At 36.7% G+C, this 12,337-nt stretch carries 10 protein-coding genes and 2 pseudogenes; 6 read left to right on the top strand and 6 right to left on the bottom strand.

The genetic code is table 11. The features are described 5' to 3' along the window. Positions 1–76: 76 nt before the first annotated feature. A complete protein-coding gene (locus tag NL281_RS02540; RefSeq protein WP_416635899.1) occupies positions 77–850 on the bottom strand; it encodes a CPBP family intramembrane glutamic endopeptidase in 774 nt (257 codons plus the stop codon). Here NL281_RS02540 and NL281_RS02535 point away from each other — a divergent pair. Next, positions 759–983 carry a hypothetical protein gene (locus NL281_RS02535; protein WP_010082031.1) on the top strand — a complete coding sequence of 75 codons (225 nt, stop codon included), beginning with the start codon at positions 759–761 and terminating at the stop codon, positions 981–983. The two genes, NL281_RS02540 and NL281_RS02535, sit on opposite strands and share 92 nt — an antisense overlap. A gap of 147 nt (positions 984–1,130) precedes the next feature. On the opposite strand, the gene fabF is transcribed toward NL281_RS02535, so the two are convergent. Together fabF and acpP are read right to left on the bottom strand one after the other, a co-directional pair. Continuing rightward, positions 1,131–2,402, bottom strand: a complete 1,272-nt coding sequence (gene fabF / locus NL281_RS02530; protein ID WP_077188419.1) for a beta-ketoacyl-ACP synthase II — start codon at positions 2,400–2,402, stop codon at positions 1,131–1,133. 13 nt (positions 2,403–2,415) lie between these two features. Then, positions 2,416–2,676 (bottom strand): acyl carrier protein, encoded by a 261-nt coding sequence (acpP, locus tag NL281_RS02525; RefSeq protein WP_006279836.1) that lies wholly within the window; start codon positions 2,674–2,676, stop codon positions 2,416–2,418. A gap of 145 nt (positions 2,677–2,821) precedes the next feature. Here acpP and NL281_RS08980 point away from each other — a divergent pair, with 145 nt between their 5' ends. The 4 genes and pseudogenes from NL281_RS08980 (at position 2,822) to NL281_RS02500 (ending at position 8,102) form a co-directional block, all read left to right on the top strand. Next, a complete protein-coding gene (locus NL281_RS08980) occupies positions 2,822–3,829 on the top strand; it encodes a polyprenyl synthetase family protein (protein ID WP_264705443.1) in 1,008 nt (335 codons plus the stop codon). Next, positions 3,822–4,763 carry an FKBP-type peptidyl-prolyl cis-trans isomerase gene (locus NL281_RS02515; RefSeq protein WP_253303555.1) on the top strand — a complete coding sequence of 314 codons (942 nt, stop codon included), beginning with the start codon at positions 3,822–3,824 and terminating at the stop codon, positions 4,761–4,763. Before NL281_RS08980 ends, NL281_RS02515 begins: the two co-directional genes overlap by 8 nt. Before the next feature lie 897 nt (positions 4,764–5,660). Then, positions 5,661–6,758: pseudogene (gene ltrA, locus NL281_RS09125) on the top strand (group II intron reverse transcriptase/maturase). A gap of 106 nt (positions 6,759–6,864) precedes the next feature. Beyond that, positions 6,865–8,102: pseudogene (locus tag NL281_RS02500) on the top strand (IS4 family transposase). Positions 8,103–8,172: 70 nt separating this feature from the next. On the opposite strand, the gene hslU reads toward NL281_RS02500, so the two are convergent. Both hslU and hslV read right to left on the bottom strand, forming a co-directional pair. Next, positions 8,173–9,663: an ATP-dependent protease ATPase subunit HslU gene (gene hslU / locus NL281_RS02495; protein WP_253303554.1), complete on the bottom strand. Its 1,491-nt coding sequence runs from the start codon at positions 9,661–9,663 to the stop codon at positions 8,173–8,175. A gap of 1 nt (position 9,664) precedes the next feature. Further along, positions 9,665–10,219 carry an ATP-dependent protease subunit HslV gene (gene hslV / locus NL281_RS02490; RefSeq protein WP_253303553.1) on the bottom strand — a complete coding sequence of 185 codons (555 nt, stop codon included), beginning with the start codon at positions 10,217–10,219 and terminating at the stop codon, positions 9,665–9,667. Positions 10,220–10,334: 115 nt separating this feature from the next. On the opposite strand from hslV, the gene gshA reads away from it, so the two are divergent. Continuing rightward, positions 10,335–11,495 carry a glutamate--cysteine ligase gene (gene gshA, locus NL281_RS02485; RefSeq protein WP_253303552.1) on the top strand — a complete coding sequence of 387 codons (1,161 nt, stop codon included), beginning with the start codon at positions 10,335–10,337 and terminating at the stop codon, positions 11,493–11,495. Between the two features lie 3 nt (positions 11,496–11,498). Here gshA and NL281_RS02480 read toward each other — a convergent pair whose 3' ends face one another. Beyond that, complete coding sequence (locus NL281_RS02480) at positions 11,499–12,320, bottom strand: hypothetical protein (RefSeq protein WP_253303551.1); 822 nt, start codon at positions 12,318–12,320, stop codon at positions 11,499–11,501. Positions 12,321–12,337 lie beyond the last annotated feature (17 nt).

The following is a 12,337-nucleotide window of genomic DNA, read 5'->3' as shown; positions in this document are numbered from 1 at the left end:
TGCTTTTTCTTCCTCATCATCCCAGTGTCATGCTACCTGCATGACACCTGATGCGAATTGCCCCCGAAATTTTATACTATGAATTACTCAAATGACGCTCTCGAGCTTTATCAAACCAAATAACACCAATTGCAACAATGAAATAACCAGCTGCTCCTAATGTAAGGCGAATTACTGCATCGAAAGTTGACAGAGGAGGAGACGGCATTAGAATGCTCAAAACACTATACACAAGATTATTTGTTGCATGAGCAATAGTTACTGGCCAAATCGAGTTGTCTTTTTCAAACAACCAGGTAAACATTATAGACATTGCACAAATATAAAGGGTATAAGCACAAATAGTCGGGAATGTAAAGCCATCCTTCCACAAAGCTGAGCCAGCAACCACATAAGTTGGTATGTGCCATACTGACCAAATAATACCGACAATAATTGCTCTGATATAAAAATTTGATATTTTGCTTTTAAGATTTTTCAAAAGATAGCCACGCCAACCGATCTCTTCACCAAGAGACATAATGATCCACATCACAAAGGTTGATAATAAAACAAATAACATCACTAATGGACTCAAAACTGCACTCAAATCCTTTACACGGTCTAACGTAAAAGACTCTCGGAAAAATGAAAAACCGCAGTAAATTGACAAAAGACCATTGGAAATTAGCATACTTACCAGAATAAGTATAAACCCTAATAGACAGTTTTTTGGCGAACTAAGTTTAAAAAGATCCCTTACCTTCTGTTTATTATAAATGGTTAGCAAAATTGCAACTGAAGCCGGAACAAATGTTGTTAATAATGTTATGTCTTTGAAAGGTAAGCACCAAGCTATAATGCACGTCAAAAAATATGTAATTACAACAAATAATGTACAATTAATAGTGGTTAAATTCATGCATACGCCTATCAATTCCTTTTCTGCATTATTGATCTTTATTCATAAATTGTCAATAAAATACTTCTTCAGGGATGAATAGAATATTTTTTCTTTTTGAATTGCTATTGATAGTTTAATTTTTATATGTATTCCCTTTCACAACCGTTTGTCATCCCAGTGTCACGTGCTGGGATGACAGTAGGAGAGCTGCTTGCATGACAAGAGGAAGACACTGGGGTGACATCAACTAAACTTGTCCAAATATGAGCGATGCATTAGTGCCACCAAAACCAAACGAATTAGAAAGTGCATATTGAATTTTATGCTCCTGAGCTTTAAACGGTACAAAATTTAAATCACATCCTTCTGAAGGCTTGTGTAAATTTAAGGTTGGCGGAATAATTCCATTATTTAACGCAAGAATACTGAATATTGCTTCAACGCTCCCTGCAGCACCAAGTAAATGTCCTATAGAAGATTTAGTTGAAGAAACAGGTATTTTATAAACGTAGTCACCGAATAACTGTTTCATTGCTATTACTTCAATTTTATCTCCAAGTGGCGTTGAAGTTCCATGTGCATTGATATACCCTACTTGATTGGGATTAATTTGCGCGCTCTTTAAAGCAAGCTGCATTGCCTTAAATGCGCCTCTTCCTTCTGGATGTGGTGCTGTAATGTGGTGCGCATCTCCTGTGAGTCCGTACCCAACCAGTTCAGCATGTATTTTTGCCCCCCTTTTTTTTGCATGTTCGTATTCTTCCAACACCAATATACCTGCTCCTTCACCCATAACAAAACCATCGCGTTCTGCATCCCATGGTCTTGAAGCTTCTTTGGGTTTATCATTGAATTTAGTTGATAACGCTTTCATAGATGCAAAACCTGCAATTCCAACTCTACACAGTGCACTTTCTGCTCCACCTGCAATCATAACATCTGCTTCACCAAGTTTTATAGTTCTTGCTGAGTTTATGATTGCATGCGCACCTGTTGCACATGCGGTTACTGCTGAATCGTTTGGACCTGTAAATTCGTATTTAATAGAAATATGGCCAGATATCAAATTTATTAGACTTGCAGGGACAAAAAATGGACTGACACGTCTGGGCCCTTTTTCCTGCATGGTAATAACATTTTCCTGAATTGACGGAAGACCACCTATACCAGAGCCAATAGTCACACCAACACGTTCCCGATTGATATTTTGGCTTTCCAAAATTAATGAATCATCTACTGCCTGAATAGCTGCTGCAATACCGTAATGGATAAAACGATCTGTCCTTTTTGAGTCTTTCTCAGAAATATAATCTAGTGGATTGAAATGGTGCTCAATGTTGTCTGATTGCAACGGCACCTGCCCTGCAATTTTGCAAGCAAGATCAGAAGAGTCAAATCTATCCGTATTGATTGCTTTTATGCCAGACTCACTTTTTATTAGCCTTGACCAAGTGTTGTCAACATCTGCCGCTAGTGGAGTGATTAAACCAACACCAGTGACTACTACTCTTCTGCTCATTTAACACTAACTATTAGCCTTTTTTATTATTAATGTACTCAACTATTTGCTCCATAGTTTCCATTTTTTGTGCGTCTTCATCTGGAATTTCTATTCCAAACTCTTCTTCTGCTGCCATGATGATTTCAACTGCATCTAAGCTGTCTGTACCATGCTCCGAAAGCTTTGAAGAGCTGTTGAATTTCTCTACATCCTTACTAATATGCTCTAGTATAATCTTTTTCACTTTTTCTTCTATGTCTTCTCTAGTGCTCTTTGCTAGTTCGCTATTCACATTTCTTACCAAAAAAATAACCTATTCTTTGATGTTATAAAAAATTTTTATGTTTGCAATATCTTTTATAACTGGTAAACTACAGTAAAGTTTTCTACTGCCCTAGCTGGCTAGCGTTACGTGCTAAACAATTAACAATTCAAAAATGCTAGACGAAACAACAAAAAATTTGCTTATTGTAGAAGTAAATAAACTCTTACCCGAAAATAGCGAGAATAAGCTTATATCAGCTATGCGTTATATACTCCTTGCTCCTGCAAAACATATACGCTCCTTTTTAGTCGTAGCTTCATCGCGAGTGTTTAACGCGGAAGCTAAAAAAGTAATATCAGTTGCTGCAGCAATTGAATTTGTTCATGCTTACTCTCTAATTCACGATGATTTACCGTGCATGGACAACAGTGATACTCGCAGAAGCCAGCTAAGCTGCCATAAAAAATTTGATGAAGCAACAGCAGTGCTTGCCGGAGATGCACTACTTACTCTGGCTTTTGAGGTATTATCTTCGTTAAATGAGAAACGCTGTGAGATCATAAAAGTTCTTTCTCAGGCAATAGGAATTAGGGGAATGGTGGGAGGACAGGCTTTAGATATTAACAGTGAGCATATAGATTTTAGCCCCCAACCCTCTGTCATTCAAGTAGCGGACACTGGGATCCAGAAGGCTTTGCCTACAAGCATTTCGTGCAAAAAGCCATGCGATAGTGGAGCTGAACATGAAATGGATTCCAGTGTCAGCTACTTGCATGACACCCTTTCTACCTTAAAACTACAACATTCGTACGGCTGTATGTATGACGCTGGAATGACGTCGGGCCAAGCTGATAAAATAAAAGAAATTCATTTGATGAAAACCGCAAAACTATTTGCAGCTTCATGTGAAATAGGTGCTATAATAGGGGATGCTACAGACAAGCAACGTAAAGCGTTATATAACTATGGAATAAATCTAGGGCTTATCTTTCAAGCTAAGGATGATATTGAAGACTACGAACAAGATAAAACAAATAACCTAATGTCTGTGCTTGGTAAAAGTGAAGTAGAGGACTATATAGACGGCCTCTTTAAACAAGGCTTGGATAATTTGAGTGCGCTTTCAGGGGATACTAATTATTTATATGATTTATTGAATCAAGTAAAGAAAGATGGTTAGAAAAATTATATTACAAATGCTTATTTCCGTAGTAACGATTCTCACTTTAACTTCTACTTTTGTGTTTACTATTGTCTATATAAACAAAGGTAAACCGGAAAAAAAGGACAAGCTTTATGAGATAAATGCCACGCATGGTGGTTTGATACAGACGATAGCATATTACCTAGTGAAGCCAATACTTGAATCAGCACTTGACCGCTATATTGAAAAGCATGGGCTGACAGAATATTTAGAAGAAATGACGCAGCAAAAAGAAGAAGATTCAATAAATTTTTATGAAATTACTGAAGGCAGTGGCAGCAAGGCTTTTTGTGGCCTGGAAGTCCTATTGCAAATATATAAAATTTCTAATAATAACTTAGCAACACTCCCTAGCAAAGTTTCTGATGTTACTTTGAAAATAGGTCAAGATAACCTAAAAGAAGTGAGTTTAGGGGTAATAGGTATGAAAGAAGGCGGAGAGCGTGTAGTTACTATTGCCAATGATAACAAAATGAATTTTAATTCTTATTACGTCAAACTGATCGAAATAAAGGATAAATATCCCGACTCAGTAAATAATCTGATGGTTTTTAATGACTTAATTAACAAGACTGGAAAACAAGTAAGGTGCGGTGATGAGATATCGGTTAAATATAGCGTAAAGGAGCATAATGGAGAATATATAGCCAAAGATCAAACAGTGCAATTTAGGGTTGGCGATAAAAAAATACCACTTGCTATAGAGCTTGGAGTTGTGGGAATGAGAGCTGGTAATAAAAGAACTATTCTTTCTCCGCCTGACCTTTTGACTATTACTGACGATATGTTAATAAAAGACATAGATTATGATGAAGAAAATATCTCAATAATTGACTTAAGCTTAGATGTTAAGCAAGAGGTCGCAGCACACCATTCTACTGTTGAAAAACAGCCTAAAGAATATAGCTGAAGTTTTAGGTCTACTGGCTGACCTTCTGAACACTCAATGGCGTCAACTTAAGGAAAAATATCAGCGATAGTGTATAAAATTTCTCTCTAAAACTTTTACCATTAAATTATCCAGAAGCCGCAGGAAACAGCACTTTTGTTTCTATTTTATTTCAACAAAGAAGTTTAAAATGTGTCCTTTTTAGGTGAAACATGCGTGCGCCAAGCAAAGTGCGTAAAGTCCAGTTGGTGAAAATCCAACCCAGGCAAAGCCTAGCCAGCAGGCTGGAACAAACCACTATGCTGCGTAAGGTAACGAGCGTAGTAAAGCTAGTGGAATGGACAACACAGGGTACAACGAAAGTGAAGGTATTGAGTCCCGAAATTCTCGATGTCATAGAGGTCGACACGTTGCATATAGTGGAAGACAGCAAGAAGGGTAACAATAGGGCAAGTTATCACTCACTCTATCGGGATCTGAGGCCGTATCACGTGTTGAGATGGAGTTTACGTAAACTTGGGAGATCCTTTGTATTCCTATTAAGGTACGTTGGAACAAGTCAACAAAGGCGAGTACTGACGGAAGATATAAAGGAAGTCGGACTGATTGATAGTACTCAGAGTGTGGGAAAGCCACATACAAGGGGAAGCGGTCAGCAATATAGTGACTGGTTTAGGAATTGCTATGCCAATACAACGGAGGTTGGAATAACGTGCAAAGAAAACTAAATCAGATAGCAGTAAGAGCCAGGCAAGATAAACGATTGAAATTTAATCGTTAATTCATCTGATAAACGCAGAGAATCTTGCTGAATGTTATAAAGAGCTAAAGCATAACAAAGCATGCGGTATAGACCAGGTGACAGTAGAAGCTTATGGAGAAAATCTTGAAGAGAAGCTCAACACTCTGGTGGATAGTATGAAAAGAAAGCGATATCAACCGCAACCAGTGAAAAGAGTATATATACCAAAAGCTGGAAGCAAAGAGAAACGCGGGCTTGGAGTACCGTCTACAGAAGATAAGTTAGTCCAGATAATGCTGAAGAAGATATTAGAAAATATTTATGAAGCTAACTTTCTGGATAACTCATATGGTTTTCGTCCTGGTAGAAGCTGTCATCAAGCGGTAAATGCACTAAATAAAGCAGTTATGTACAGACCAACTAACTATGTAGTAGAAGTTGATATCAAGAAATTCTTTGATAATGTCCAGCACAAATGGCTAATGAGATGCTTGAGAGAACGGATAACAGACCCAAACATACTGTGGTTAGTAAAACGATTTCTTAAGGCAGGAGTAGTCGAAGCAGGACATTATGAAGCAACTGAACTAGGCACACCTCAGGGGGGAATAGTAAGTCCTATACTAGCTAATATATAGTTGCATTATGTGCTGGATTTGTGGTTTGAAAAGAAATTCAAGCTAAGATCTAAAGGTTATATGGAGCTAGTTAGGTATGCAGACGATCACCTGATTTGCTGCGAAAGAGAAAAAGATGCTAGAGAACTCTTAGAGTCACTGAAACAAAGGCTAGGAAAATTTGGACTGGAAATATCTGAAGACAAAACAAGAATAGTAAAGTTTGGCAAAAAGGAGTGGCAACAAGGAATAAGGGAGAAACGAAAAACGGAAAGTTTCAACTTTCTAGGATTCACCCATTATGGTACAAGGAGTCGTAAAGGTAGAGTAATGGTAGGTCATAAAACCTCGAAAGAAAATCTATCTAGAAAACTTAAAGAAATCAAAGAATGGGTGAAAAAGATCCGAAATAAAGTTCACCTTAAAGATTGGTGGTCAATACTTAAAGCAAAACTAACAGGACACTATAACTACTTCGGAGTTAGCGGAAATTACCGGTGGTTGAATAAATTCTTCTGGCGGGTAATCAAGCTAGCGTATAAATGGATAAACCGACGTAGTCAGAAGAAGAGTATGAATTCAAAGCAATTTATACACTATCTACAAGTTAATCCATTACCAAAACCAAGAATATGCTACTCATTATATACAAAATAGGAAATGCTGTGAATACTACATTGTGGAGCCGTGTGCGGGAAAGCTGCAAGCACGGTTCTGGTGGGGGAGTCATAGCGATAAAACTTAATCAGGAGGATTTAAAACTATGACTTCTACCAAACAAAAAGGAAAAAATTTTATTCTACAAATTAAAAATATAATATACTCGAAAGCTTTTCAGAGAATCCATTGTGTTGAGTTTTACACGAACAAGAAAACTTCCTTTTTCGACAGTATTTTCTATGATTTTAAAGTTAGTTAAAAAAAGTTTGGGAATAGAATGTGAACTTATGGAGCCATTGACATGTACCCTCAAAGCAAGCTTTTTCTAAAGCAAGATATAAGATTTGTCATACAGGTTTTAAAGAATTTAAGCATCCAAACAGCCTATCAAGATGAGCCTGAGTTGGAGAGGCTATAGGCTTATTGCAGCAGATGGTTCTGGTATTCGATTACCGAGCTCTGAAGAAATTGTATCCGAGTTTGGCCGTTTTAAACCAAATGGAACAACAGGTATAATGCCACCATTGGCAATTTGTTTGTTGATTTGTGTACTTCGCTGATTTGTAGTGCTCGTCTTGCGGCTTGGAATATAGGTGAACAAACGTTGGCGGAAGAGCAATTACCCGAAGTTATCACTCAAATGCGTTCATTAAATCAAAAGAAATTATTATTTATCTATGATCGTCTTCAGTAAAATTCATTCAGCAGCATTATGATTTGGAAGTAGATTTTATTTTTCGCTTGCAAAAAAGAAATTATAGCAAGCTATGGGAACGAATTGCATCTGGAGAATTAGATTTCGATTTTATATTAGAAAATGAAAAGCTAAAAAATAAAATGAAAGGACAGAAAGTAAGAGTAATAGTGCTGACATTAGCCAACGGAGAAACAGAGGTATTGGTTACTTCACTTTTTGATCGAGAAAAATTTACTTTGGAAGATATCAGCAAAGCTTATGTATTAAGGTGGCATATAGAGGAGTGCTATAAACGACTCAAAATAGGTGCAGAGTTAGAGAATTTTTCTGGCGTAAATTTAGAGGCTGTATTACAAGAATTTTGGGCAAACTTAGTCATGTGTAATATATTGTCGCTTCATATGTGTGATGCACAAGGGCCTTGGAATCCAGATCAAATTGCTGAGTATCGTTTAAATTTTTCGGTTTTATTTGGTGTAATGAGGCAGAAACTCTATCAGGTACTTATTGCGCCAAAAAACTTTCAAGCCCTTTTTGATAGAGCAAGTATACGCGCTAAAGTTAAAATCCGACCGGGACGATTGTATAGCCGCGATAAGGTAGATAAGCCCAAACGCCATCATGTCTTTAGGAGAGTTTGCTAATGAAAGTTCTTAAGTTGACGCCATTGGCTGAACACTTTCTATACTACTTAAAGTAGGCTTTTCGTTTTTCCTAAAGTATAAACTTAGATAAATCAAGCTGCTTCGAAATTGACTCAAGTTTATCTTTTACATACTTGCTGTCTATAATGAATTTTTCGCTATTTTTCTCAGAAGCAATGAAACTTATCTCATCTAAAAGCTTCTCCATAACAGTGTGAAGCCTTCTTGCGCCTATATTTTCCACTTGCCTATTAACTGTAAACGCTATTTCAGCTATGGTTTTTATACCATCATCAGTGAACTCAAGTGTCACATTTTCTGTTTTCATTAAAGCTATGTACTGCTTTAACAAACTAGATTCTGGTTCCTTTAATATTCTTATTAAATCTTCTTGAGTAAGTGCCTTAAGTTCTACCCTGATCGGTAATCTGCCCTGCAATTCCGGTAAGAGGTCAGATGGTTTAGACTGATGAAAAGCACCAGATGCAATAAATAATATATAGTCTGTTTTTACATGGCCATACTTAGTTGTAACAGTTGTTCCTTCAAGTAATGGTAACAGATCGCGTTGCACTCCTTCTCTGTTTACTTCACCTTTTACTTCTGTACGCGCTGCAATTTTGTCTATTTCATCCAAAAATACTATACCGTCATTACTAACAAGATCAATGGCTTCTTTGATTATCTTATCTTCATCCATTAGCCCTTCACTTTCTTCATTAATTAATATTTCACGCGCTTCTTTTACCTTCACCGTAATAGTTTTTGTTTTTTTGCTCCCGTTAAACATCTTGCCCATTATTTCTGTTACATTCATCACACCAACTTGCCCACCTGGCATACCTGGTATATCGAAAGTAGGTAACATACTCTTGCTCTCTCTGACGTTAATAGAAACTTCTCCGTCCTCAAACTCTTTATTCCTAAACCTTTCTCTAAAAATTTTTTTACTCTCTTCGGTTGCATTTTCGCCTACCATAGAGTTTACTATTGTTTTCTCAGCTAAAATTAAAGCCTTTTTAGCTAAGGCTTTACGGGCTTTCTCTTTAACTAAAACTATTGCTGCATCAACTAAATCGCGTATTATCGAATCAACGTCACGTCCAACGTACCCTATTTCAGTAAACTTCGTTGCCTCAATTTTTATGAACGGTGCACCGGCAAGTTTTGCTAAGCGACGAGCTATTTCAGTTTTACCAACCCCTGTATGACCGATCATCAATATATTCTTAGGTATGATTTCATCACGCAATGGAAATGGAACCTGATTGCGACGCCAACGATTTCTGAGCGCAATAGCAACAGCACGCTTTGCATCATCCTGTCCGATTATGAATCTGTCCAATTCTTTAACTATCTTCTGTGGTGGCAGGTCATCTAACAAAACTTGAGTGCTGTCATTAACTTGAACATCGCTGTCATTTGAATCAAAACCACTCTTAGTATCTTTATAGAGGTTATCTTTTTCATCGTAGGTGTCACTACTACAAGACCGCCCTTCTGAAAGGGTTATGGGCTGATTGGAAAAATTGGTGCATAAAGTTTTTTGCTTGGAAGACATATCACTCCTCTATCTTTTCAATAACTACATTATGATTTGTATAAACACATATATCGCCAGCTATCTTCATAGCCTTTTTCGCAATTTCCTCTATTGATATTCCTTTAATGTCAATTAAAGCTCTTGCTGCAGATAGAGCAAAATTTCCCCCAGAGCCAATAGCTGCGACTCCATCTTCAGGTTCAAGAACATCACCTGTTCCCGTAATTACTAATGAAATAGATTTATCTGCAACGATCATCATAGCTTCTAATTTCCTCAGATATTTATCCATTCTCCAGTCTTTTGCAAGTTCAACACATGCTCTCATTAATTGCCCTGGGTGCCTGTCAAGTTTAGATTCTAATCTTTCAAAAAGAGTAAATGCGTCGGCTGTTGCCCCGGCAAATCCAGCAATTACGGAATCACCAGAAAGACGCCTAACTTTTTTTGCTCCAGATTTTATAACAGTGTGGCCCAGTGAAACTTGCCCGTCACCTATTACTACTACACTTTTATCTTTTCTAATTGATAATATAGTAGTGCCATACATTTTATTGTTATCGTGTTGAATCATTTTTCTATCACTTTAAATAAGAATCTCATTATACTTTAATCTTTAGTCAAATTTACTAAATATGTTCAACTATAGCTTATAATATAATACCTTCCTTATAACATTTAAAGTGCAGATGCAAAACATAATTCACCCAGATTTGGAAAAAAGTATAAATAATTGGTTCGAAGCAAAATTTAATGGCCTTACATCGCCATTTTATAGCTCTATAGATCTTAGAAACTCCAGCTACAAAATTGCCCCAGTGGACGCTAATTTATTTCCTGCAGGATTCAATAACTTAAGTGAAGAATCAAGAACAATGGCAGCAAGATTGATAAAAAGCTACTTTAAAAGACACCAATACAAAAAGGTTCTTATAATACCGGAAAATTATACACGCAATAAAATGTATATAGAAAACGTATTTGTTATAGAGAAAGTACTGCAACTCGCAGGTTTTGAAACTAGAATTGGCCTTTTACATAATGAAGTATACAATTTAATAGAACAGTATGAAACTGTTGTGAAAGAAAACTCTCTGCTAAAGACAACTTCAGGATTTGTGCCTGATGTTATTATACTGAACCGTGATATGACGAGCCACATTCCAGACACGCTGAAAGACGTAAAGCAAGATATAGTACCAAGCCCACTATACGGTTGGCATAGCAGGCAGAAATTTAAGTATTTTGAAATCTATCAAGAATTAGCATCTGAGTTTTGTGGCGAATTTAAAATAGACCCATGGCTAATTTCTGTGCTTACAGAGAGCTGTGATGGAGTTGATTTTGATGATGATTTGTCACTAGGAGCAGTAGCAACTAAAGTTGACCAAATATTATCTCTAGTGCAAAAAAAATATGAGGAATATGAAATAAAAACACAACCTTACGTTTTTATCAAAGCAAGCAATGGTACATATGGGATGGGCATTATAACAGCAACAAGTGGAGAGGAAATATTAAACCTCAATAAAAAAAAGCGTCATAAAATGAAAAAGATAAAAGAAGGAATAGCAATCAATAGCGTTATTATACAAGAAGGTGTACCAACCGTTGACATGTTTAAAAGCAGTTCTGCAGAACCGCTAATATACTATATAGGAGATACTCCAACATGTTACTTATACCGATGTAATAGCAGAAAAGATGTATATTCTAGCTTGAATGCCACTGACTGTGAGTTTCATGATGTTAGCCAGGTTGTGGAAGGTAAAATTCTGTCACTTTGGAGTATTGTTAGCAAATTAGCAGTACTAGCGTTGGCAGTAGAAATAAAATCTTTTCACCTCTAACCCTTACATTCCCACAGCGTTACCATCGGGCAGATCATTACCATCATTACCGTGCTGAATATGGTTATGGCCAGCACTATCAAGTTCAGTGGAAGGATCATCATTGACAGGTTGTTGAAACAATTTGTCAAGCTGAACTGCCAGAAATACTGCACTATATATTATGCTAACTGTTACGCTTAAGTTGAAATTATAGATTATACCATTACCTAAGTTTATTGGTATGGTTGCAGTCTCCATTCTTTTTAATATGAAGTTTAACAAACCTAATGACAAAGTTAATGTGCTGATAATAAGGTCCTTCTTACACTCAGCAGACTTTTCATGATCCTTATTATCTAGGTATTTTCTCCATGAATAATAGTAGCTTATAGGTTCCGAAATAAACAGAAATAGGATCGTTGATGTTAAGTGAATGTGACTTATTACGTCTGCATTACTCCTAGTAAAAAAATGGATGACTTTCAACATCATCAATGCTTCTATGATGCTGCTTGCAAGATTAGCCGATTTACCCACAATTTTTGCCAGCTCTTTTTTACTCTCAGGGTTTCTGTAATCCTTAATTAGATCCTGTAGAGTAAATGCAGGATGGGCAATGTATAGAATAGATGTCGGAAACTTTACTAGTCGAGCAACATTCCGTATAAGAAAGATATTGGATCTATTATTGTCAATGAACTCGCAGCAAAATTGCAGTGAAATCTTACACAATAGGGCTGTTAAACCTGTTGTGATGCAGATTACCTTCCTGATATCATGATTATAAGCATCATGTACCTTTTGTGCAACCGTATTTGATTTTTCTTTTAGCTTGCTTGGCATGAAATAGTTAATAAAAT

This window comes from Wolbachia endosymbiont of Phyllotreta cruciferae, from assembly GCF_918697765.1.
Lineage (GTDB): Bacteria > Pseudomonadota > Alphaproteobacteria > Rickettsiales > Anaplasmataceae > Wolbachia > Wolbachia pipientis.
This window is presented reverse-complemented; position numbering and strand designations above follow the sequence as displayed.